This window comes from Tateyamaria rhodophyticola (assembly GCF_047777875.1).
Lineage (GTDB): Bacteria > Pseudomonadota > Alphaproteobacteria > Rhodobacterales > Rhodobacteraceae > Tateyamaria.
The window spans coordinates 1,560,188-1,583,235 of record NZ_CP180519.1 but is presented as its reverse complement, the minus strand read 5'-3'; the positions used below and the strand labels follow the sequence as shown (position 1 = coordinate 1,583,235).

The following is a 23,048-nucleotide window of genomic DNA, read 5'->3' as shown; positions in this document are numbered from 1 at the left end:
GGCCTCGTTGATTGGTTCCTCTGAGGCCCAAAATCAGGCGCGTTTGTCGTCGTCGAGGTCTTCGAATTCGGCGTCCACGATATCGTCACCGTCATCGCGCGGCTCATCGGCGCCTGCTGGCTCCTCTTCGCCGTCTTCTTGTGCCGCCTTATAGATCGCCTCGCCCAGCTTCATGGCCGCCTCAGTGACGTTCTGGATGCCGGATTTGATCTTCTCTGCACCGGCGCCTTCGTCCTCGAGGTCATCCTTGAGCGCGGCAATGGCCAGTTCGATCGCCTCGATCGTGGTCGGGTCAACCTTGTCCGAATGCTCTTCCATCGACTTTTCGGTCGAGTGGATGAGGCTTTCGGCCTGGTTTTTCGCCTCGATCAGCTCGCGACGTTCCTTGTCCGCCTCGGCGTTGTCTTCGGCGTCCTTGACCATCTGTTCGATGTCCTCATCGGACAGACCGCCAGAAGCCTGGATCGTGATCTGCTGCTCCTTGCCGGTGCCCTTGTCCTTGGCGCCGACCGACACGATGCCGTTGGCGTCGATGTCGAAGGTCACTTCGATCTGGGGCATGCCGCGCGGGGCGGGCGGGATGTTTTCGAGGTTGAAGTTGCCGAGAATCTTGTTGTCGGCCGCCATCTCACGCTCACCCTGGAAGACCCGGATGGTCACCGCGTTCTGGTTGTCTTCGGCTGTCGAGAAGATCTGGGACTTCTTCGTGGGGATCGTCGTGTTGCGGTCGATCAGGCGTGTGAACACGCCACCCAGCGTTTCGATACCCATGGACAGCGGGGTCACGTCGAGCAGAACCACATCCTTGACGTCGCCTTGCAGAACGCCGGCCTGAATGGCGGCGCCCATGGCAACCACTTCGTCCGGGTTCACACCCTTGTGCGGCTCTTTGCCGAAGAACTTCGTTACTTCCTCGACCACGCGGGGCATGCGGGTCATACCACCGACGAGGACAACCTCATCAATGTCGGACGCGGACAGGCCCGCATCCTTGAGCGCAGCCTGGCACGGCTTCATCGACGATTTGATCAGGTCGCCCACCAGCTGTTCCAGCTTGGCACGGGTCAGTTTCATGACCATGTGCAGCGGCTGGCCGTTCGAGCCCATCGAGATGAACGGCTGGTTGATCTCGGTCTGGTTCGCGGAGGACAGTTCGATCTTGGCCTTTTCGGCAGCTTCCTTGAGGCGCTGCAGGGCCATTTTGTCCTGTGTGAGGTCGACGGCGTGCTCTTTTTTGAACTCCTCGGCGAGGTAGTTCACGATGCGCATGTCGAAATCTTCACCACCCAGGAACGTGTCACCGTTGGTGGATTTCACTTCGAACAGGCCGTCGTCGATTTCGAGGATGGTTACGTCGAATGTACCGCCGCCGAGGTCATAGACGGCGATGGTTTGCGAATTTTCCTTGTCGAGGCCATAGGCGAGCGCGGCAGCGGTCGGTTCGTTGATGATCCGCAGCACTTCGAGGCCAGCGATCTTGCCCGCGTCCTTGGTCGCCTGACGCTGTGCGTCGTTGAAATAGGCGGGGACGGTGATCACGGCTTGCGTGACGTCTTCGCCGAGATAGCTTTCGGCGGTCTCTTTCATCTTGCCCAGGATGAAGGCGCTGATCTGGCTAGGCGAGTAGTTTTCGCCGCGTGCCTCGACCCAAGCGTCGCCATTGCCGCCGTCAATCACGTTGAAGGGCAGGTTTTTCTTGTCCTTGGCCAGATCCGCATCGTCGTTGCGGCGGCCGATCAAGCGTTTCACACCAAAGATTGTGTTGTCGGGGTTCGTCACCGCCTGCCGTTTGGCGGGCTGGCCGACGAGCCGTTCGTTTTCGGTGAATGCGACGATGGACGGAGTTGTCCGCGCGCCTTCTGCGTTTTCGATGACGCGTGGCTGGCTGCCATCCATGATGGCGACGCAGCTGTTGGTGGTTCCCAGGTCAATACCAATGACTTTGGCCATGTTTTCGATCCCTCTTATGTCTTCAAGGCGATGTCCCGAGGCGGCGACCCGTGTCGGCATCGACGTCCCGATCTGTTTGCACGAGGTGTCTCGCGCGCTGCGGCGTATATAAGGAGGGTGGTTTGGGCCTGCAACCATTGCGGTTGGCGCAGAAGGCCCAAAAATGCGTCTAAAATTGATCGGATTGGGTCATGAAGCTCTCTGTTCGCGGATTCGACATCTACAAGGGGCATCTGGATGCCGCGGCACAGGCCGGATTCGTCGACGATATCCGGGGCGTTGTGGCCGCGGCGCCGCTGTTTTCGCCGGACACGCCTTATGGCAAGCCGATGTCGGTGCGGATGACATCGGCGGGGTCCGTGGGGTGGTATTCGGACCGGTCGGGGTATCGCTACGCCGAGACACATCCGAGCGGGTCCCCGTGGCCGCCAATCCCGGACGGCGTGCTGAGCCTTTGGCACGAGTTGACGGGGCTCGACCGCGCGCCGGATTGCTGTCTGATCAATTTCTACGGTGAGGGTGCGCGGATGGGCATGCACCAGGATCGGGATGAGGCAGATTTTCGATGGCCTGTGCTGTCGGTGAGCCTTGGGGACGCGGGATTGTTCCGGATCGGCAATACCGAGCGTGGGGGCAAGACAGAGTCGGTGTGGCTGGAGTCCGGGGACGTGGTCGTGATGGGGGGCGATGCGCGCCTGACCTATCACGGAGTGGATCGGATCCGGTTCCGGTCATCATCCTTGTTGCCCAAGGGCGGGCGGATCAACCTGACGTGCCGGGTGGTGCGGTGAGCGGCCATTGCGATTGCCTGTTTGCGACGTGCGTGGTGGTGCGGCGGGAGACAGACAGCAGCGCCCCATAGAAAGGAATCGCGCGGCGCGCGAACGCGGTTGCGCACGTTTTGTTCCGAAAAATCTGCCAGATTTTTTTGCGCTTTTTTCTGCGATTTCAAGGAACTGAACCCGCTGCCGCGCATTGGTACAGCATAACTGACTTCGAAAGGAGAAGACAATGAAACGCTTTACAATCGCCGCTGCTACCGCTGCAACTCTGATCGCTGCCCCGGCTGCATTTGCCGCCACGTTTTCGTTTGATGACGTGACAACAATGCAAGCTGCGAACGGCTCTGAGGTCTACACCAGCGACGGCAAACTGTTCGGTGTGCTGACCGACGTTGACCTGGACGGTGGCGAAGCGACATTCGTCATTGATACTGCGAATTCGTCGAACATCGACAGCGAAGTGGTCTATGTCGTGGCCGAAGAAGGCAAGGTGAAGTTTGCGGACGACCGTCTGGTGCTGCAAGCCACCGAAACCGAGCTTGATGTGGGCCTGTCGGGTACCGCAGATCCGAATGAAACAGCACGGATCATCCTGACCGACTAATATATCGGTTAAAGAGAAAGGCCCGCCATTTTGGCGGGTCTTTTTTTGCGTTCCGGTTGTGGGACACGCGTGCCGGTTCGCTTACCGCCGTGCACTCCAGCTGATGGAGGCGTGGCGCCGGGTGTAGAATTCGCCCATCAAGCCAATCATCAACAGCACGACACCAACCCAGAACGCGTATTCCCAGGTGGAATAGCGCGGATTGTAATTGATGAACACGTAACCGCGCGATTGATCGATGGCGTGGAACAACGGGTTCCAGTCAAACATGGCCAGCATGAAACCCGGCAGCGTGTTGGCCACGAACATCTTGCCCGACGCGATCATGTTGGCCCGTTGGTAAATGGTGGAAAACAGCGACACGAAGGTCGGAAACCACGGCTTGAGCGCCAGCAGGACTACCCCCAACGCACATCCCGTGAACCACGCGACCAACAGCATTCCGAACGCCTCGAACGGTTGTTCGATCGTGACCGGCGTAAAGGCGACGTGGTAGATGAACAGGATCGCAAACAGCGACAGCACCTGAATATAGAGCGCGCCCAGAGCGGCGGACACGATGGACACCACCGTGTTCATCGGCGCGTGCTGCATCATCGGGCTTGCCGGGCCTTCGGACCCTGCCACGGCACCAAGGGACTTGGTGTGTGTCAGAAACAGAAAAATGCCCGACATGATATACAGCAGGAAATCACCGCGGATCGCGGCCCCGCGCAGGCCCAGCACCGAAAACATCACGTAGAATGCCATCACGAACACGATGGCCTGCAACATGTTCATCAGGATCGCCATGAACGCGTTGTTGTGGCTTTTCCGTACGCTGCGCACGATCGAGTGATAAATCACCTCGAACATGGCCAAGGCAGCGCCAAGGCTCGTCTGTGGTTTGCGGGCGGATCTGAACATGGTCTCGTGCCTCGGATGCGGTAACGTCGCAGGGATTTCTTGATGATCCGTTAGCAGCGCAGCATAAGGGGCGTCATATAAATTATCAACAAAACCGCGTGGGAAGGCAAAACCATGGACTACGAGCAGTTGATCCCGGTGATACGCCGTCTGGCCATCGAGGCGGGCGCTAAGATCATGGAGATCTACGAAGGTGATGATTTCGACGTGAAGGTTAAGTCCGACGCCAGCCCGGTGACAGAAGCGGACGAGGCGGCGGATGCGCTGATTTCGGCGGGGCTGCGGGCGGCGTTTCCGGATGTGATGCTGGTGACCGAGGAGCAGGCCGCGACGCATGACACCACGGGGGATACGTTCCTGATTGTGGATCCGCTGGACGGGACCAAGGAGTTCATTCACCGGCGGGGTGACTTTACGGTCAACATCGCGCTGGTCGAGGGCGGCGTGCCCACACGCGGCGTCGTCTATGCACCGGCGCGCGGGCGCATGTTTCTGACGCAGGCGGATGGGCAGTCGGTGGAGGAAACCGGCCCCTTTGACCGCGACAGCATCGGCACGCTGTCCCCGATCAATGTGGCCAGCAGTGATAATGACGCCCTGATGGTCGTCGCCTCCAAATCGCACCGCGATCAGGCGACGGATGATTACATCAACCAGTACGCGGTCAAGGATATGAAAAGCGCAGGTTCGTCGCTGAAATTCTGTCTGGTGGCGACGGGTGAGGCGGATTTGTATCCGCGTCTGGGTCGCACGATGGAGTGGGACACGGCCGCCGGTCACGCGGTGTTGTCCGGTGCGGGTGGTGCCGTGGTTCGGTTCGATGATCTGACGCCGCTGGCCTATGGCAAGGAGGGTTATGCCAACCCGTTCTTCATCGCCTATGCGCCTGCTGTTGATCTGAAGGCGGGTTGATGTCTGTCCTTGTTGTTATCCCGGCGCGCTATGCGTCCACCCGCTATCCGGGCAAACCGCTGGTCAGCCTGACCGGTGCCAGCGGTGAAGCGCGCAGCTTGATCGAGCGCAGTTGGCGCGCGGCGGGCGAGGTGTCCGGTGTGGACTGTGTCGTGGTTGCAACCGATGATGACCGCATCGCCGAGGCGTGTGCCGGGTTCGGGGCCGAGGTTGTGATGACCTCAGAGACCTGCGCCAACGGCACGGAACGATGCGCGGAGGCGTATGACGTTCTGGGCGCGGATCATGAGATCGTGGTGAACCTGCAGGGGGACGCGCCGCTGACCCCGCCGTGGTTCATCGAAGCGCTGGTCGACGGTTTGCGCGCTGCACCAGAGGCCGAGATTGCAACGCCGGTACTGCGCTGCGATGGCGCGACGCTGAACGGGTTTCTGGAGGACCGCAGGGCGGGCCGCGTCGGTGGCACGACGGCCGTGTTCGGTGTCGGTGGACGCGCGCTCTACTTTTCCAAGGAGGTGATCCCGTTCACCGGTCAGACCTTTGCCGACACGGATGAGACGCCCGTCTTTCACCATGTGGGGGTTTATGCGTACCGCCCGGCTGCGTTGGCCGCCTATCCGTCGTGGTCCGTCGGGCCGCTTGAGACGCTTGAAGGGTTGGAGCAGTTGCGGTTTCTGGAGAACGGGCGGCAGGTGCTCTGCGTTGAGGTGGAGGCGCGGGGGCGCCAGTTCTGGGAGCTGAACAATCCGTCGGACGTGCCCCGGATCGAGGCGATGATGGCAGCGATGGGTCTGGTATGAGTGACGCGCTTTCGGTCAGCGTTGTGGTGGTCAGCCGCGACCGGCCGGATGCGTTGCGCCGGTGTCTGGAAGCGATTGCGCAGCTGCAATATCCAACATTCGAAGTCGTGGTGGTTGCCGACCAGGCGGGGTTCGCCGCGGCACAGGCAATGCCATTTGCCGACAACCTCAAGATCGTGTCCTTTGACCTCGCCAATATCTCGCAGGCGCGCAATCTCGGGATCAGTCATGCGGCGGGCGAGATCGTCGCCTTTATCGACGATGACGCGGTGCCGGAACCAAGCTGGCTGACCTTTCTGACGGCGCCGTTCGCCAAGGATGAGGTGGCGTGCGTCGGCGGGTTCGTGCGCGGACGCAACGGGATCTCGTATCAGTGGCGCGCCCGCAGTGTGGACAGCCGGGGCGCGACGACACCGCTGGATGTCAGCATGACGCGCGCGACGGTGTTCAAGCCCAAGGGCGGGCGGGCGATCAAAACCGAAGGCACCAACATGGCGGTGCGCCGCGACGTATTGGTGGCGCTGGAGGGGTTCGACCCGGGGTTTGCCTTTTACCTTGATGAAACGGACCTGAACCTGCGGGTGATGCGGGCCGGTTACGCCACCGCGATCGTGCCCCTGGCCGAGGTGCATCACGGCTATGCCGCGAGCCCGCGCCGCAGGCCTGACCGCGTGCCGCGCGATCTGTTTGATATCGGGTCAAGCTGGGCCGTGTTTCAGCGCAAGTACGTGGCAGAAAGTGACCGGCGTGCGCATTGGGGCACGCAGCGTTTGGCAGAGCGGCGCAGGCTTTTGGGTCACATGATGTCGGGGCTTCTGGAGCCGGGCGATGTCAGACGGCTGATGCGGCGGTTGGATCAGGGGTACGGTCAGGGGCTGGAACGCAAGCGCGGCGGCGCTGTTGTGGCGCAAAGTGCGGCGTGGGCCTTTCGCCCCATGCCTGCGCGTGCGGGCGAAGGTGTCGTTCTGACCGGGCGCATCTGGCAACGCGCCCGCTTGCGCCGCGCGGCGGCAGACCGCGCAAGCAAGGGTGAGCGTGTGACGCTGATCCTTTTGTCGCCCAGCACGCTTTATCATCACGTGCGTTTTGATCCCGAAGGGTATTGGGAGCAGACGGGCGGGCTGTGGGGTCGGGCCGAGCGTGATGAGCCCGCGATCCGTCTGCAAACTTTCGCCACCCGGATCGCCCGGGAACGGCGACGTGTCGCCAAACAGCGTCTGATTCCCCTCTGATTTTGGCGTGTTAACGCAACAGTTCCCCTTTCGCGCATAAATTTGATGTGTAGGACATTTATCAGATACAGTGTGGCAACTAGGGATAGCGGAACGCACCGCGACCCGGTGCCGAGCAGGTGCAGATGTGGGGAAAGACCATGGGTAAGAAATTAACGAAGGCAATTTTTCCGGTGGCCGGACTGGGAACGCGTTTCCTGCCCGCGACGAAATCGGTGCCCAAGGAAATCATGACATTGGTGGATCGTCCGTTGATCCAATACGCCATTGATGAAGCACGCGCTGCCGGGATCAAGGAATTCATCTTTGTCACGTCGCGCGGCAAAGGTGCGCTTGAGGACTATTTTGATCTCGCGCCCACGCTCGAACAGGAGCTGCGCAAGAAAAACAAAACGGAACTGCTGGAAGTTCTCAAGGACACCAACATGGACAGCGGCGCCATCGCCTATGTCCGGCAGCACAAGGCCCTTGGCCTTGGCCATGCCGTTTGGTGTGCGCGCCGTCTGATCGGGAATGAGCCTTTTGCGGTCATCTTGCCCGATGACGTTATTGCCGCCGAAAAACCGTGCCTGGCCCAGATGGTCGAGGCGTATGAGGAAACCGGCGGGAACGTTGTCGCAGCAATGGAAGTGCCGCAGGAAAAGACGTCCTCCTATGGCGTGCTGGATGTGCAGACCGATATGGGTCAGATGGTCGAAGTCAAAGGTATGGTCGAAAAGCCCAATGCCGACGAAGCGCCGTCCAACCTTGCGGTGATCGGGCGGTATATCCTCAACCCGTCCGTCTTGCGGTCCTTGAACCAGATGAAATCCGGGGCAGGCGGTGAAATTCAGTTGACCGATGCCATTGCCAAGGAAATTGGCGGCGATACGGGCGTTTACGGCTACCGGTTTCGGGGACAGCGGTTTGATTGCGGGTCCAAGTCCGGCTTCTTGCAGGCGACCGTGTCGTTCGGTCTTGCACGCGAGGAATTGCGGGACGATCTGTTGAGCTACATCCAGGATGTCGTGTCGATGGACAAGGCCGCAGAATAAGGCAGGACACACGTTGGCACATGTTCTGGTGACTGGCGGTGCGGGCTATATCGGCTCGCACGCGTGCAAGGCCCTGCGCAATGCGGGATATACGCCTGTAACCTATGACAATCTCGAAACCGGGTGGTCTGATGCGGTAAAGTTCGGGCCATTTGTGCAGGCTGACCTGCTGGACCGGGCGCGGCTGGATGCGGTGTTTGCGGAATACAAACCGGTCGCGGTCATGCATTTTGCGGCACTGAGCCAGGTCGGCGAAAGCATGAAGGACCCGGGCCGCTACTGGCGCAACAATGTCGAAGGGTCGCTGACCCTGATTGAGGCGGCGGTTGCGGCGGGATGCATGAAGTTCGTTTTCAGCTCGACCTGCGCCACCTATGGGGATCAGGACAACGTGGTTCTGGACGAAAACAGCGCGCAGCATCCGATCAATGCCTATGGCGCATCCAAGCGCGCGATCGAAGAGATCCTGCGGGATTTCGAAGCGGCGTATGGGCTGGAGCATGTGATCTTCCGCTATTTCAACGTGGCGGGTGCCGATCCCGAAGGTGAGGTGGGCGAGTTCCACCAGCCTGAGACGCATTTGATCCCGCTGATGCTGGACGCGATTGCTGGCAAGCGGGACGCGCTGACCGTATTCGGCACCGATTACCCCACGCCCGACGGCACCTGCATTCGCGACTATGTGCATGTGTGCGATCTGGTGGATGCGCATGTGCTGGGGATGCGGTGGTTGCAGGACGGAAAGGGCAGCCGCGTGTTCAACCTTGGCACCGGCTCGGGGTTTTCGGTGCGCGAGGTGATTGACCATTCCCGCGCCGTGACGAACCAGAGCGTGCCATATGTCGATGGCGACCGGCGTCCGGGCGATTGCACCAAGCTGGTGTCCGGGTCGACCCGCGCCGAAACAGAGCTGGGCTGGACCCCCACGCGGTCCACGCTCGAGACGATGATCACCGACGCGTGGAGATGGCATCAAACTGGCCACTACGACACATAACCCGCCTCCGGCACGTGTGCTGGACATCACCCGGCTGATGCGCCGGGCCGGTCGGGTTCTGACGGGTGTTGATCGGGTCGAGCTGGCGTATCTGCGGGCGGTGCTGGACGATCCGGTGCCGGTGTTTGGCCTGATCCGGTCCCGCTGGGGCTATATCCTTTTGGACAGTACGGGGATGCAGGCGATGGCCGAGCCGCTGTCGGGGACCGGTCAGCGGGACGTCTGGACCATGGCGCGCCGCGTGTCGGTGGGCCGTGCGCTGCCGCCGTTCCTGGGGCGGATGCTGCGGCGGGCGGTGCCGCCGGGTGCCTCGTATCTGAACGTCGGTCACTCCAACCTGACGGCGCGGGTGCTGCGGACGATGAAGGCGGCGGTAGACGCGCAGATTACAGTGTTGATCCACGATGTGATCCCGCTGGAATACCCGCAGTATCAGCGGGAGGGCACCGTTGCGCGTTTTGCCGGGATGCTGGCCCGGGTCGGGGAGCATGCGGATCTGATCATCTTCAATTCGGCTGACTCGCAGGCGCGCGCGGCCAGGCATATGACCCGCGCCGTGCCGTCGATTGTTGCGCATTTGGGAACAGACGTGTCTGCGCCAAATCCGGACGCCGTGCCCGGTGGCGTGCCCGATCAGCCGTATTTCGTCTGTGTCGGCACGATCGAGCCGCGCAAGAACCACGCGCTTCTCCTCGATCTGTGGGACGAGATGGGGCCGCGCGCGCCCGGCCTTGTGATCGCGGGCAATCGCGGGTGGAACAATGACGCGGTGTTTGCCCGCCTGGATGCGTTGCCTGCAGGCGGGCCCATTCGGGTGATGTCGGGTCTTTCGGATGCGGCGATTGCGGCGTTGATTGCCGGATCAAACGGGTTGCTTTTCCCGTCTCATGCCGAGGGGTATGGCCTGCCCGCGGTCGAGGCGGCGGCGCTTGGCGTTCCCGTGATCGTCAACGATCTTGAGGTCTACCGAGAAGTCCTTCGGAACATTCCCATTTACGCAAACGTCACAGAGCGCTATCTGTGGAAAAACGAAGTCGAGGCATTGGCACAAACCGCACCGTCACACGCTTCAGCCGCTCAGTTTGCACCCCCCACGTGGGACGCGCATTTCAAGACTGTGTTAAGGCTGACCTGATAGGTGCCGGCCGGGCCGTAGCAGACGGCGGGCAAAGGACGGGCGAATTTGGGCGCTTGGCAGTCATATCGACTGAGGCTTCAGCGGAAGCGGTGGCGTATTCGTGCGTTCCGCAAGCGTCGCGAATTGAAACGTGTGGTCGACCGGACGGGCGACATTCGCCCCCTCGACCTGTTGTGTTTCTCCACGATCCGGAATGAGGCGATCCGCCTGCCCTATTTCCTGCAATACTACCGGGATCAGGGGATCAATCATTTCTTTTTCGTGGACAATGACAGCACGGATGGCACCGCCGACTACCTTGCGGCGCAACCAGACGTGTCCGTCTGGACGACCAAGGCGAGCTATAAGCGGTCGCGCTTTGGAGTGGATTGGCTGAACTGGCTCCAGATGCGCCATGCGCACGGGCATTGGTCGCTGACTGTCGATCCTGACGAATTCCTGATCTATCCGTTTTGCGACACGCGCCCGCTGCGGGCGCTGACCGACTGGCTGGACGCGTCGTCCATTCGGTCCTTCTCGGCCATGCTGCTTGATATGTACCCCAAGGGGCGGCTGGACGAACAACCCTATCAGGCGGGGCAGGACCCCATTGAAATCGCCAGCTGGTTCGACAGTGGCAATTACACGATCGCGCGGAACAAACGGTTTGGAAATCTGTGGATCCAGGGTGGACCACGGGCCCGTGTGTTTTTCCCGGACAACCCGGCCAAGGCGCCGGCACTGAACAAGATCCCGTTGGTGAAATGGGACCGCCGCTATGCCTATGTGTCGTCGACGCACATGCTGCTGCCGCGCGGGTTGAACCAGGTCTATGACGAGTGGGGCGGGGAAAAGGCGTCGGGCGTTTTGCTGCATGCCAAGTTCCTCGACACGTTCACCGCAAAGGCCGCCGAAGAGTTGCAGCGCAAGCAGCATTACTCGGCCTCCGTCGAATACAAAGCCTATGCTGACACGATGCGGGATGACCCGGATCTGTGGTGCAAGTGGTCCGAGAAATACATCAACTGGCGCCAGCTTGAGATCCTCGGATTGATGTCCAAGGGGAACTGGGCATGAGCGTCGGGATTGTGATGCTGGTGCACACCGCGCTCGACCGTGCCGAACAGGCCGCGCGACACTGGGCGGAAAGCGGGTGTCCGGTCGTCATCCATGTGGACGCAAATGTGCCGCGCAAGACCAACGCGCAGTTTGTCCAGGCGCTTGCCGACCTGCCTGCCGTCAAATTCTCCAAACGGTTCCGGTGCGAATGGGGCACGTGGGGCATCGTCGCGGCAAGTCAGGCCGCGTCGCAGATGATGCTGGAGACCTTTGATGATGTCCGGCACGTCTATCTTGCGTCCGGCTCCTGCCTGCCGCTGCGACCGGTTGAGGAGTTGGTGGATTACCTCGCGGATCGTCCGCGCACCGATTTCATCGAGAGCGCGACAACGGCGGATGTGCCGTGGACTGTCGGTGGCCTTGATGCGGAACGGTTCACCCTGCGGTTCCCGTTTTCATGGAAGCGGCAGCGGTTCCTGTTTGACCGGTTCGTGGAATTCCAGCGGCGTTTCGGGGTCAAGCGTAAGGTCCCCCAGGGCCTCGTGCCCCATATGGGGAGCCAGTGGTGGTGTCTGACGCGCCAGACGCTGTCTGCGATTTTGCAGGGCCCGGACCGGCGTGAATACGACACCTATTTCCGGCACGTGTGGATCCCCGACGAAAGCTATTACCAGACACTGGCGCGGCAGTTTTCGACCAATATCGAAAGCCGGTCGCTGACCCTGTCCAAGTTCGATTTTCAGGGCAAACCGCACATATTCTACGACGATCACCTTCAGCTCTTGCGCCGGTCGGATTGCTTTGTGGCGCGCAAAATCTGGCCGCATGCCAACCGTCTTTACGATGCGTTCCTGACCGATCCCGCAGGTGCGATGAAACGGACGGAACCGAACCCTGGCAAGATTGACCGTATCTTTGCCAAGGCGGTGGAGCGTCGGACGCGCGGGCGTCCCGGTCTCTATATGCAAAGCCGGTTTCCAAATGAAGATTGGGAGAACGGCGTGACGGCGGCGCCTTATTCCGTCTTTCAGGGCTTTACCGAGATCTTCGAGAATTTCGAGAGCTGGTTGGGCAAGGCGACAGGATCGCGCGTGCATGGGCATCTGTTTGGATCGGACCGCGTTGAGTACGCGGATGGGCAGACGACGCTTAACGGGGCGATGGGGGACAGCGCGAAGGCGCGGGATTACAACGCGAATGCGTTTCTGACCAACCTGATCTGGAACACACGGGGCGAACGGCAGTGTTTCCAGTTTGGTCCATCGGACAATCAGGATGTGATCTGGCGCATGGCAAAGGATCCCAATGCGCAGATTTCCGTGATTTCGGGCGCATGGGCCGTGCCGCTGTTTCGGTCGAACCTGAATTTCATGGATATCCGCAAAGAGGCCGCCCGCCTCCAAAAGATTGAGAGCGAGCATCTCGATGTGTTGCGGTCGCCCTATGCCAAGGCGCGCATCCGCATCTGGACCATGGCGGAGTTCATCGAAGCGCCGATGGAGCCGCTTCAGGGCATTTTGGATGAAATCGGGCATATGCAGATGCGCCGGTTGTCCGAGGTGCCCAAGATGGTGGACCTCAAGGGCTTTGGCCAGTTTCTGCAAAACCTCAAGAACCAGGGGATGCACCCCTATCTCATGGGGGATTTCCCGGTGGTTCTGGGGCCGGAACCGGCACAGACGCCGCCCCGTAAACCCTATTTGGTACGGTAGCTGATATGGCGCAGTTCGATTATTTCGTTGTGTTTGCAGAGATGCGGACCGGGTCCAACTTTTTGGAAACGAACCTCAATGCGTTTGATGGGCTGACCTGTCATGGTGAGGCGTTCAATCCGCATTTTCTGGGCTATCCCGACACCACCGATATCCTTGGCGTGTCGCAGGATGCGCGCGATGCCGACCCAAAGCAGCTGTTGCGGGCCATTCGCCAGACGCCTGAGATGAGCGGGTTTCGCTATTTCCACGATCATGATCCGCGCGTGTTCGACAAGATCATCGACGATCCGAAATGCGCAAAGGTCATCCTGACCCGCAATCCCGTTGACAGCTATGTGTCGTGGAAAATCGCGCAGAGCACAGGGCAGTGGAAGCTGACCGATGCCAAGGCGCGCAAGGACGGCAAGGCCGAGTTCGAAGCGGAGGAATTCGATGCGCACCTGTCTGCGTTGCAGGCCTTTCAGGTGTCGTTGCTGAACCGGTTGCAGGTTTCCGGTCAGACTGCGTTTTACGTCGCGTACGAGGATTTGCAGAGTGTCGAGGTGATGAACGGGCTGGCCGCGTGGTTGGGTGTGGCAAGCCGTCTTGAGGCGCTCGACAAGACGTTGAAGGTGCAGAACCCGGCCGCGTTGTCGGATAAGGTCAGCAATTTTTCACAGATGCAGAGCGCGCTCAGCGGGCTGGACCGGTTCAACCTGACGCGGACGCCGAATTTCGAACCGCGGCGCGGGGCGGCGGTGCCGACCTATCACGCAAGCGCGGCGGCGCGGCTGGTGTATCTGCCGATCCGGGGCGGGACCGACGACCCGGTCGTCGGCTGGCTGAACAAGATTGATCGCGCGGCCAGCGCCAACACAGCCACCAAGCTGTCCCAGAAGGATTTGCGTGAATGGATGCGGGGGCATCCGGGGCACCGGCGGTTTTGTGTTGTCCGGCATCCGCTGGACCGGGCACATCATGTCTTTTGTACACGTATCCTGAACACCGGGCCGGGCGGATATGGCGGTATACGCAATACGCTGGTGCGGCGATACAAGCTGCCGCTGCCAGATGATCCGCAAGACGGAGGATACGACAAGGCGGCGCATCGCGCGGCCTTTGTCGCGTTTCTGGAGTTTCTCAAAGGGAACCTCGCCGGGCAGACCGCCATCCGCATTGATCCTGATTGGGCGACACAGAGCAAGACAATCGAGGGCTTTGCCGAATTTGCGGTGCCCGATGTGATGATCCGGGAATCACAGCTGGCCACCGGTATTGCGCGTCTGGCCGAGGATGTCGGGCTGTCTGCCCTGCCGGACACGCCGGTGTATCCGGATGCGGGGCCCTTTGCGCTCGGGGATATATACGACGTCGAAGTCGAGAAAATCGCGCGCAATGCCTATGCGCGCGACTATGTCACATTCGGTTTCGGGGATTGGTCAGAGCGCTGACGCTCAGGCCGCTTGTGCCGACTTTGCCTGACCGAGGATTGTGTAGAGCGTCACCGGATCCGGGTTGGCGCGCAGCTTGGCACAGATGGCCTGATCCCGCAGCGTCCGTGACACCAATGCCAGCGCCTTGAGGTGGTCCACGCCCGCCTCTTCAGGGGCGAAGAGGGCAAAGGCGATGTCCACCGGCTGACGGTCGACAGAATCAAACTCGATCGGCTTATCAAGCAGGACAAACGCACCCATCACCGCATCAATCCCGTCGAGGCGCGCATGGGGCAGCGCCACGCCATGGCCCACGCCCGTGGGCCCCAACGCTTCGCGCGCCATCAGCGCTTCGACCACCAGTGCGCCGGTAACGCCATACGCAACCTCCATCAGATCGCCGATTTCATGCAGCAATCGTTTTTTGGAGGATGCGGAGGACACGACCTTGACGGCCTCCGGTTTCAGAAGAGTCTCAAAATTCATCCTGCTCGCTTTGCTGGCGCGCTGACGTGGCGCCGGTTCTCTTACGGATCAATCCAACCGATATTTCCGTCATCCCGACGGTATACCACGTTCAGTCCGTCTTTGCCCTCTTTTCGGAACACCAAAACAGGTGCGCCGGCCAATTCCATCTGCATGACCGCTTCTCCGACCGACAGGGAGGGGATCTTGGTCTCCATCTCGGCTACGATCATGGGTTGCAGGGTTTCGGGTTCTGATTCCTCGGTCCCTGCGTCGGAGGCGAGGATATACGAGGCCGCGCCGGAGAGTTCAACAGGTTGCGCGCGTTCCTTGTGATGGTCCTTGAGACGCCGTTTATAGCGGCGCAGCTGCTTTTCCATCTTTTCGGAACAGGCATCAAAAGCGGCATAGATTTCAGTGGCATGGGCCTTGGCCTGTGCGGTCAATCCGGTGGACAGGTGCACCGTCGCCTCACAGACGAATTCATGCGCGGACTTGGAAAAGACCACTTGCGCATTTGTTGGGCGCTCCGCGTATTTTTCAACCACGGTGCCAAGATCGTTGCGCACGTGGGTTTGCAGGGCCTCACCGATATCGATTTGTTTGCCGCTGATTTGATATTGCATGCCGTCTCCTTCTTTGGCCCGCCAAATGACACCTTTCCCGTCACGGTTGTGGCGGGTTTCGCAGGTTCAGTTGGTCGGAAGGGCGTGTACGAGGTTCGCGTTGTCGCTGGTCCGATTGGACATCAGACAGAGGCCGACAGAAAGGAACCGCGCAAAAGCCATGCCCCATTGCACGCCGAAATACCGTTCAAGTCAATGAAAAGCGGACGCGTGTCTCCGCGCATATTTTATGAAATGCGAAAGTTTTCGCCGAGATAGACGCGGCGCACATTCTCGTTCTGCACAACATCTTGGGGCGTGCCGGACATCAGAACCTGACCATCATGCAAGATATAGGCACGGTCCACGATCTCGAGCGTTTCGCGCACGTTGTGGTCGGTGATCAGCACGCCGATGCCACGGGTCTTGAGGTCGGCGACAAGGTTGCGGATATCGCCCACAGAAATCGGGTCCACCCCGGCAAAGGGTTCGTCCAGCAGCAGGTATTTCGGATTGGCCGCCAGCGACCGCGCGATTTCAACGCGCCGCCGTTCCCCACCCGACAGCGCCAGAGCGGGCGCGCGGCGCAGGTGCTCGATGGAAAATTCGCTCAGCAACTCCTCAAGCCGCTCGCGCCGCTTGTGGCGGTCACCTTCTGCGATATCGAGAATAGCGAGAATGTTGTCTTCGACGTTGAGACCGCGAAAGATGCTCATTTCCTGCGGCAGGTATCCAATGCCCATCTGTGCGCGGCGGTACATCGGCAGGTTGGTCACATTTGTGCCGTCCAGCATGACCTTGCCGCCTTCGGGGGTCACAAGGCCCGCAACCGCATAGAATGTCGTCGTCTTGCCCGACCCATTCGGGCCAAGCAGGGCCACAACCTCGCCCCGGCTCAGCTCCATCGAAAAATCGCGGATCACGAGTTTCTTGCGATAGGATTTGCGCAGGTGCGAAATCTGGAGGCCTGGTTCGCTCTTGGCCAGTTTGAGGTCTGGCTTGGCCATCAGTTGTTGCCGGTTTGCAGGATCGTTTTGACCCGCCCCTGCATCCGTGCCGTGCCATCGTCGAGGTTGACGGTCATGCGGTCCGCGCTGAGCGCGCTTTGACCCTGGGCCAGCAGGACGTCGCCGGTCATGACGATCACGCCGTCGGACACGTCATAGTCCGCGCGCTGTCCTTCGGCGGCATCGGGACCGGAGACAAGCGTGACACCCCCCGTCGCCTCAAGCCGTTCAATCCCCGTCCGTCCCTGGCTGTAGATCACGAGCACCCGGGGCGCAGACAGGCGCATTTCACCCTGACCGATGACCACATTGCCGGTGAACGTCGCCGCGCCTGTTGCCTGATCCACGGCCAGTTCGTCGGCGGTCACCTCGACCGGGGCAGAGGTATCCTGCTGGATCGCTCCGAAGGCAACGGAGGTGCCTTGGGCAGAAACGGGCGCCGCGGCGCAAAGGACAAAGGCAAGGGCCAGATACCGCAAATAGGTCACGTCAAAATCACTCTTCCAAGTTTGTGGGATCGTATATCAGTTTGACCCCGTCTGTGAAAATCAAATGGGCGTTTTCGTCTGCGCCGCGTCTTTCCATACGCATTTGTCCGGCATTCAGCGTGCCAAATGGGCTGGTTGCAGCCACCGGTTGTGGGGCGTCCACCTGCATCGCATCGAAATCGGCCAAAAGAGAATCGGTTGTCATCTTGAACCCGGTTGATGTGGTCACGACCACGTTGCCGGTCAGGTTTGACTGCGCGTTGGTCATGTCGAACTGACCGGCGTCCGAAAACAGGATGATCCGGGTGCCGGATTGCATGTCGATTTGAGCCGAGAGATCTTCGACTTCGCTCGCCTTACCCAGCCCGGTGCGCATCGTGCCGGCCGCCACGGAAACGCGGTCGCCATCGGTTGTGGTGCCGGAAAAGAAGGGGCCCGTGATCTGTTCATCACGCACACGATCAAGAAGCTCATCATCCGCAAACGGCACCGCTGCGACCGGGTCGGTGTTGCGCGACAGCAGGAACAGGGTGGACAGCAGCGCTAGTGCTGCGAGCGGCAGCAGGACCTTGAGCCAGGCCACAATGCGCGAATAGCGGTCCATGTCGTGTTCCTCAGCCCAAAGAGCCTGGCCTATCCAAGGCCCACCCGCAGGCAGTCGTGGATATGCAGGATCCCCTGCGGTGCGCCCGTGCCATCCGGATCGACGGCAAACACGCATGTGATCTTGCGCGCGTTCATGGTGGCAACGGCCTCTTCCGCCAGCGCACCCGGCGCAATCGTTGTAGGGGAAGTGGTCATCACGTCCGCCGCTTTCAAGTTCAAGAGCCCGTCCATGTGACGCCGCAGGTCCCCATCGGTGATGATCCCCGCCAACGCGCCTTCGGTCGTCAGAACGCCCACAACGCCAAGGCTCTTCTGGCTGATCTCGATCAGGGCGTCGGGCATGGGCGTGTTTTCGGACACCAGTGGCATCGCGGCCCCCGTGTGCATCAGGTCCGACACGCGGGCCAGTTGCGCGCCCAGTTTGCCGCCGGGGTGGAAGTCGCGGAAATGCTCGGCGGTAAAGCTGCGGTGCTTCATCAATGCCACGGCCAGCGCGTCGCCCATGGCCAGCGTCATGGTGGTGGAGTTGGTCGGCACAACGCCCGTCCCGCACGCCTCGCCCAGATCAGGCAGGCGCAGGACAACGTCCGACGCGGTGCCGAGCGTGCTGCCCGGTGCCTTGGTCATGCCGACCAGCGGGATGTTCACACGGCGGGAAAAGGCGAGGACACCGGCCAGCTCCGGCGCTTCGCCCGAGTTCGAAATGGCAAGGACAACGTCATCGCGTGTCAGCATGCCCAGATCGCCGTGGTTCGCTTCGGCCGGGTGGACGAACTGCGCCGGCGTTCCCGTGCTGGCCAGTGTCGCTGCGATCTTGCGGGCGATGTGTCCGGATTTCCCGATCCCCGTCACGATTACGCGCCCTTTGGCGTGCAGCAGCAGTTCGACCGCCTGGGTAAAGCTGTCGTCCAGCGCGTCGGCCAACGCGCTCAGCGCCTGCGCTTCGGTGCGGACGACCGCGCGGGCCGTATCGAGGAACGACGCGCTCATGAATGGGCAAAGATGTCAGTGTCGGGCCAACCGGCAAGGTCCAGTTGCGCGCGCATCGGCAGGAAGTCAAAACAGGCCTGCGCGATCTCCATCCGGCCTTCACGCTCCAGCATCGCGTTCAAGGCGTCCCGCAATTGATGCAGGTAAAGGACATCGGACGCGGCATAGGCCAATTGCGCGTCCGTCAGGCTGCCTGCGCCCCAATCGCTGGATTGCTGCTGTTTCGAGATGTCGACACCCAACAGTTCCTGCAACAGGTTCTTGAGCCCGTGCCGGTCGGTGTAGGTTCGGACAAGACGGCTCGCGATCTTGGTGCAGTAGACCGGCGCCGTAACAGCCCCAAACGCGTTCTGCATCGCCGCAATATCGAAGCGGCCAAAGTGGAACAGTTTCAGCACATCGGGGTCGGTCAGCAGCTTGCAGAGGTTGGGTGCCTCGGTCTGCCCTTTTTGGATCTGCACCATATGCGCGTCGCCGTCACCGGCGCTCAGCTGTACCACGCACAGCCGGTCGCGATGCGGGTGCAGGCCCATGGTTTCACAGTCAATCGCGACCATGGACCCAAGGTCCAGATCGTCGGGCAGGTCGGAGATGTGCAGGTAATTCGTCATGCGCCCGCTATAGCGCGGGGCAGGGCGCGGGGGAAGGCGTGGATTGTTTGGCATAGATCGTCCGTGGCGCGGGTCGGGCAACGCATTTCGATAGATGCCCATCTCGACACGCGTTCCGATCCGCGGTTCAGACCGGGGAAATTGAGGGCTTCCACGCAATCAAATCTTTCGCGTGAGCCGTTGATTTTTTTCGCGCGGTAAGAAACGGTAAGAAATGGGAAAGGGAGGTCCCGCACAGCATGGGTGACGTCAAGGTCAGAAACATGGAGGAGTTCGCGGCGCTCAGCGGCATCTCGCGCCCCACCGTGTCGAAGTATTTCAACGATCCGGGATCTGTGCGCGCGTCGACACGGGACCGTATCGAAGCGGCGCTGGAGCAGTATGACTATCGCCCGAACATTTTTGCGATGAACCAAAATCGCAAGCTGACCAAGAATGTCGGGATCGTGGTGCCCAACGTGGCCGACCCGTTTTTTGCCGAGATCGCGCGGAATATCGAACAGCGTTGCGTGGCCGCCGGATACCGCCCGACCCTGTTCAGTTCACATGGTGAACCCGATCACGAGGTCGATATCCTGGACACGTTGCGGTCGATGAAACCCGCCGGAGTTCTGCTGGCGCCTTTGGGGCGATCATCGGATCGCAGCGCAATCGAAAAGTTCTGTGAGGCGGTGCCGACGGTTCTGTTTGACAGTAACCTGAATGACCTTGGCCTGTCTTTTGTCGGGTCGGACAATCCGCAGTTTTCGCGTCTGATCGTGGATTATCTGTGCCGCACGGGTGAACCGCCGTGTTTCTTTGAGATGAAGAACCCGGCAAACCCGAACGCCAATCGGCGCAGGCAGGGATACATCCAGGCGATGGAGGCGCTTGGCCACGCGCCCAGTGTCATAAGCGTCGAAGGCGAGGGCTGGGATTTCGAGGAAATCGGACGTCGCGAAGGGGCCGCAGCCCTTGCCGGACAGGTGTTCACATCGAACACGGTCCTGTGCAGCAACGACCGTTTGGCAATCGGCCTTTTGACCGCGTGTTACGAAAGTGGCGTGCGTGTCGGGCGCGACGCGGACTGTGCGATTCGTGTGGCGGGGCAGGACGATCATCCGTTTGCCCGCTATACCTGCCCGCCACTCACAACGATTGCGCAGGATTACGAAGCCATTTCGCGCCATGCGGTTGAGACCCTGTTCAGTGCCATCGAGGGCGAGGAAACCGCCCGCGAAACAACGCTTTTTGAAGGGCGTCTGGTGATGCGGGATTCCGCGTGACTGCGTAAAACTTTCCGCGCGTAAAATATTTATTGACAGCGCGCATAGATGATGGCTACCGTCGCCCCACATAACATCCAATCTAGGGAGGAACCGGATGTCTCTTGGGAACGCACTTCGTGCGGCGACGGCGCTGACGCTGATCACTGCAACGGGCGCTCTGGCCGACGGCCACGCCAAATCGCTCACGATCGCCATCGTGAACAACGGCCACATGATCAACATGCAGAAAGTCGCGGAAGCGTATACCGAAGAAACCGGTGTGCAGCTTGAGTGGGTTTCGCTCGAAGAAGGCGTGCTGCGCGAGCAGGTCACGTCCGACACCGCAACAGGCGGCGGTCAGTACGACATCATCAACATCGGCATGCAGGAAGCGCCGATCTGGGGTGCCGCAGGCTGGATCGAACCGCTTGAGTTCGGTGCAGACTACGACATGGACGACATCCTGCCCGCGATCCGCGCAGGTCTGTCCCACGAAGGCACAATGTACGCCGCACCTTTCTATGGTGAATCGTCGATGGTCATGTACCGCAAGGACCTGATGGACGCCGCTGGTGTGTCGATTGCCGACAACGACAGCTGGGACAACATCAAGGCAGCCGCTGCTGCCGTGCATGATCCCGACAACGGCGTTTACGGCGCATGCCTGCGCGGCAAGCCGGGCTGGGGCGACAACATGGCGTTTGTTACGACCATGGTGAACTCTTTCGGTGGTGCATGGTTCGACGCGGACTTCAAACCGACGATCAACTCCGACGAATGGAAAGCGGCGATCAACTTCTATGTTGACCTGCTGGGCAACTACGGCCCTCCCGGATCCGAAGGTAACTCCTTCAACGAGATCCTGGCTCTCTACAACGAAGGCAAGTGCGGCATGTGGATCGACGCCACCATCGCGGCTTCGTTCCTCGAAGTGGACGGTGTCGCGTACGCACAGTCGCCAAACGCCGGTAACCCGGTTGGTGCGAACTGGCTGTGGGCATGGGCCATGGCAGTGCCAGCGGGCACAGAGAACGCCGAAGAAGCCAAAGCGTTCATTGAGTGGGCAACGTCCAAAGACTACGTTCAGGCCGTTGGTAACCACCCCGACTTTGGCTGGGACAAAGTCCCAACAGGTCAGCGCGCCTCCACATACGCTCTGCCTGAGTTCCAGGCTGTTGCAGGCTTTGCCGCCGCCGAAATGGCAGCGATCGAATCCGCAGCGCCCGAAGCGACGGACCTGAAGCCCTACGTTGGCGTTCAGTTCGCAGCGATCCCTGAATTCCCCGAAGTGGGTTCGGCCGTTGCTCAGGAAATCGCAGCAGCTCTGTCCGGTGCCAAGTCGGTGGACGAAGCTCTGGAAGCGTCGCAGGACGCAGCCGCAGCGATCATGACGGAAGCTGGCTACTAAGCTGACACTGGGTGGGTCCGGCACAGCGTCGGACCCGCCTGCCCTTTCTGCGCGCGAACAGGCCCTTGTTTCGATTGACCTGACCGGCGCATCCTAAACCGTGACATTCAAACGCAACTTGCATGGTGCGCAGACCGGCGCGCGAGGACGATAGAGTTATGTCTGACAGAAAGCTGCCCCGCCTCCTTCAATCACCGGCCGTGATCTTGCTGCTGATCTGGATGCTCATCCCGCTGAGCATGACGCTTTACTTCTCTTTCATCCGTTATGTGCTGAACAGCCTGCGGCGGCCGGAGTGGACCACACCGAGCTTGAGCAACTGGCGCGGTTTCGGGAACTACGAGTTCGTTCTGAACTCCAAGGACTTTCTTTTCGCGATCCAGAACAGCCTGTTCATCGTGGGCAGCATTCTGTTCCTGACTGTGATCCTTGGCGTGCTTATCGCCGTTCTGATCAACAAGGCGTTTCCCGGTCAGGGCATCGTGCGTGTCCTTCTGATCTCGCCCTTCTTTGTGATGCCGGCGGTGAACGCCGTGCTCTGGATCAACATGATCCTCGACCCGGTGCTGGGCCTGCAAGGGATCGCAGTGGGTGGCATTAACGACATGATCGACGGCCTGCGCGCCGCCCCCGGTGTCGGTTGGTTCTTCTCCCTCTGGCCCGAATTGGAACCCATTTCATTCCGCGCCACGCAGACCTCTGCCTATGCAGTGATCATCATGGTCACGTGGCAGTGGACGCCCTTTGCGGTCCTGATCTTCATGACGTCGCTGCAATCCGAGGACCAGCAGCAGAAAGAGGCCGCCATTTTGGACGGGGCCAGCACCTGGTCACAGTTCCGGTTTCTGACCCTGCCGCACCTTGGCCGACCCATCGCGATCGTGGTGATGATCCAGGCGATCTTTCACCTGTCGCTTTACGCGGAGATCGAGATTGTCAGCCGCGGCAACGGGAACAAGAACCTGCCGTACCTGATTGGTGAATTCGCCAACAACAATATCGGCGCCGCAAGTGCCACCGGCATCTTCGCCGTCATCCTCGCCAACATCGTTGCCATCTTCCTGCTGCGGATGATCGGCAAGACATTGATGGAGTAAGCAC

The 23,048-nt window shown here is 60.5% G+C and carries 23 protein-coding genes; 14 read left to right on the top strand and 9 right to left on the bottom strand.

Annotated features, from left to right (window positions below):
- Positions 1-33 precede the first annotated feature (33 nt).
- Positions 34-1,950, bottom strand: coding sequence for a molecular chaperone DnaK (gene dnaK, locus ACERHN_RS09435; protein WP_415922381.1), 1,917 nt, complete (start codon positions 1,948-1,950; stop codon positions 34-36).
- A 191-nt stretch (positions 1,951-2,141) separates the two neighbouring features.
- Between dnaK and ACERHN_RS09430 the strand changes: the two genes are divergently transcribed.
- Positions 2,142-2,741 (top strand): alpha-ketoglutarate-dependent dioxygenase AlkB family protein, encoded by a 600-nt coding sequence (locus tag ACERHN_RS09430; protein WP_415922380.1) that lies wholly within the window; start codon positions 2,142-2,144, stop codon positions 2,739-2,741.
- Between the two features lie 220 nt (positions 2,742-2,961).
- On the top strand, positions 2,962-3,336 hold the full coding sequence (locus ACERHN_RS09425) for a hypothetical protein (protein WP_415922379.1): 375 nt from the start codon (positions 2,962-2,964) through the stop codon (positions 3,334-3,336).
- An 81-nt stretch (positions 3,337-3,417) separates the two neighbouring features.
- Here the strand turns inward: ACERHN_RS09425 and ACERHN_RS09420 are convergent, their stop codons facing one another.
- Positions 3,418-4,242 carry an ABC transporter permease gene (locus tag ACERHN_RS09420; protein ID WP_415922378.1) on the bottom strand — a complete coding sequence of 275 codons (825 nt, stop codon included), beginning with the start codon at positions 4,240-4,242 and terminating at the stop codon, positions 3,418-3,420.
- A gap of 114 nt (positions 4,243-4,356) precedes the next feature.
- Here ACERHN_RS09420 and cysQ point away from each other — a divergent pair, with 114 nt between their 5' ends.
- The 9 genes from cysQ (at position 4,357) to ACERHN_RS09375 (ending at position 14,538) form a co-directional block, all read left to right on the top strand.
- Complete coding sequence (cysQ, locus tag ACERHN_RS09415; RefSeq protein WP_415922377.1) at positions 4,357-5,154, top strand: 3'(2'),5'-bisphosphate nucleotidase CysQ; 798 nt, start codon at positions 4,357-4,359, stop codon at positions 5,152-5,154.
- On the top strand, positions 5,154-5,954 hold the full coding sequence (locus ACERHN_RS09410) for a 3-deoxy-manno-octulosonate cytidylyltransferase (RefSeq protein ID WP_415922376.1): 801 nt from the start codon (positions 5,154-5,156) through the stop codon (positions 5,952-5,954). The genes cysQ and ACERHN_RS09410 overlap by 1 nt, the downstream gene beginning before the upstream one ends.
- A complete protein-coding gene (locus tag ACERHN_RS09405; RefSeq protein WP_415922375.1) occupies positions 5,951-7,186 on the top strand; it encodes a glycosyltransferase family 2 protein in 1,236 nt (411 codons plus the stop codon). The genes ACERHN_RS09410 and ACERHN_RS09405 overlap by 4 nt, the downstream gene beginning before the upstream one ends.
- A 140-nt stretch (positions 7,187-7,326) precedes the next feature.
- Complete coding sequence (gene galU, locus ACERHN_RS09400; protein ID WP_415922374.1) at positions 7,327-8,220, top strand: UTP--glucose-1-phosphate uridylyltransferase GalU; 894 nt, start codon at positions 7,327-7,329, stop codon at positions 8,218-8,220.
- 13 nt (positions 8,221-8,233) lie between these two features.
- On the top strand, positions 8,234-9,217 hold the full coding sequence (galE, locus tag ACERHN_RS09395; protein WP_415922373.1) for a UDP-glucose 4-epimerase GalE: 984 nt from the start codon (positions 8,234-8,236) through the stop codon (positions 9,215-9,217).
- A 16-nt stretch (positions 9,218-9,233) separates the two neighbouring features.
- On the top strand, positions 9,234-10,352 hold the full coding sequence (locus tag ACERHN_RS09390) for a glycosyltransferase family 4 protein (RefSeq protein ID WP_415922372.1): 1,119 nt from the start codon (positions 9,234-9,236) through the stop codon (positions 10,350-10,352).
- Positions 10,353-10,424: 72 nt separating this feature from the next.
- Entirely contained in the window at positions 10,425-11,411 is a 987-nt protein-coding gene (locus tag ACERHN_RS09385; protein WP_415922716.1) for a glycosyltransferase family 2 protein, read from the top strand.
- Positions 11,408-13,105: a beta-1,6-N-acetylglucosaminyltransferase gene (locus tag ACERHN_RS09380; protein WP_415922371.1), complete on the top strand. Its 1,698-nt coding sequence runs from the start codon at positions 11,408-11,410 to the stop codon at positions 13,103-13,105. Before ACERHN_RS09385 ends, ACERHN_RS09380 begins: the two co-directional genes overlap by 4 nt.
- Positions 13,106-13,110: 5 nt before the next feature.
- The gene (locus ACERHN_RS09375; protein WP_415922370.1) at positions 13,111-14,538 is read left to right on the top strand and encodes a nodulation protein NodH; all 1,428 of its coding nucleotides are present in this window, start codon (positions 13,111-13,113) and stop codon (positions 14,536-14,538) included.
- 3 nt (positions 14,539-14,541) lie between these two features.
- Here ACERHN_RS09375 and ACERHN_RS09370 read toward each other — a convergent pair whose 3' ends face one another.
- The 7 genes from ACERHN_RS09370 to ACERHN_RS09340 all read right to left on the bottom strand — a co-directional run bounded on the left by ACERHN_RS09370 (position 14,542) and on the right by ACERHN_RS09340 (position 19,292).
- On the bottom strand, positions 14,542-15,006 hold the full coding sequence (locus ACERHN_RS09370) for a PTS sugar transporter subunit IIA (protein ID WP_415922369.1): 465 nt from the start codon (positions 15,004-15,006) through the stop codon (positions 14,542-14,544).
- Between the two features lie 41 nt (positions 15,007-15,047).
- The gene (gene hpf / locus ACERHN_RS09365) at positions 15,048-15,611 is read right to left on the bottom strand and encodes a ribosome hibernation-promoting factor, HPF/YfiA family (protein ID WP_415922368.1); all 564 of its coding nucleotides are present in this window, start codon (positions 15,609-15,611) and stop codon (positions 15,048-15,050) included.
- A gap of 227 nt (positions 15,612-15,838) precedes the next feature.
- Positions 15,839-16,597, bottom strand: a complete 759-nt coding sequence (gene lptB / locus ACERHN_RS09360) for an LPS export ABC transporter ATP-binding protein (protein ID WP_415922367.1) — start codon at positions 16,595-16,597, stop codon at positions 15,839-15,841.
- Entirely contained in the window at positions 16,597-17,085 is a 489-nt protein-coding gene (gene lptA / locus ACERHN_RS09355; RefSeq protein WP_415922366.1) for a lipopolysaccharide transport periplasmic protein LptA, read from the bottom strand. Before lptA ends, lptB begins: the two co-directional genes overlap by 1 nt.
- Before the next feature lie 7 nt (positions 17,086-17,092).
- Positions 17,093-17,689 (bottom strand): LPS export ABC transporter periplasmic protein LptC, encoded by a 597-nt coding sequence (gene lptC / locus ACERHN_RS09350; protein WP_415922365.1) that lies wholly within the window; start codon positions 17,687-17,689, stop codon positions 17,093-17,095.
- 29 nt (positions 17,690-17,718) lie between these two features.
- On the bottom strand, positions 17,719-18,681 hold the full coding sequence (locus tag ACERHN_RS09345; protein WP_415922364.1) for a KpsF/GutQ family sugar-phosphate isomerase: 963 nt from the start codon (positions 18,679-18,681) through the stop codon (positions 17,719-17,721).
- Positions 18,678-19,292 (bottom strand): ribonuclease D, encoded by a 615-nt coding sequence (locus ACERHN_RS09340; protein WP_415922363.1) that lies wholly within the window; start codon positions 19,290-19,292, stop codon positions 18,678-18,680. The genes ACERHN_RS09345 and ACERHN_RS09340 overlap by 4 nt, the downstream gene beginning before the upstream one ends.
- Positions 19,293-19,531: 239 nt before the next feature.
- On the opposite strand from ACERHN_RS09340, the gene ACERHN_RS09335 reads away from it, so the two are divergent.
- The 3 genes from ACERHN_RS09335 to ACERHN_RS09325 all read left to right on the top strand — a co-directional run bounded on the left by ACERHN_RS09335 (position 19,532) and on the right by ACERHN_RS09325 (position 23,044).
- Positions 19,532-20,557 carry a LacI family DNA-binding transcriptional regulator gene (locus ACERHN_RS09335; protein WP_415922362.1) on the top strand — a complete coding sequence of 342 codons (1,026 nt, stop codon included), beginning with the start codon at positions 19,532-19,534 and terminating at the stop codon, positions 20,555-20,557.
- A 97-nt stretch (positions 20,558-20,654) separates the two neighbouring features.
- On the top strand, positions 20,655-21,947 hold the full coding sequence (locus ACERHN_RS09330) for an ABC transporter substrate-binding protein (protein ID WP_415922361.1): 1,293 nt from the start codon (positions 20,655-20,657) through the stop codon (positions 21,945-21,947).
- A 158-nt stretch (positions 21,948-22,105) separates the two neighbouring features.
- A complete protein-coding gene (locus ACERHN_RS09325) occupies positions 22,106-23,044 on the top strand; it encodes a carbohydrate ABC transporter permease (RefSeq protein ID WP_415922360.1) in 939 nt (312 codons plus the stop codon).
- Positions 23,045-23,048 lie beyond the last annotated feature (4 nt).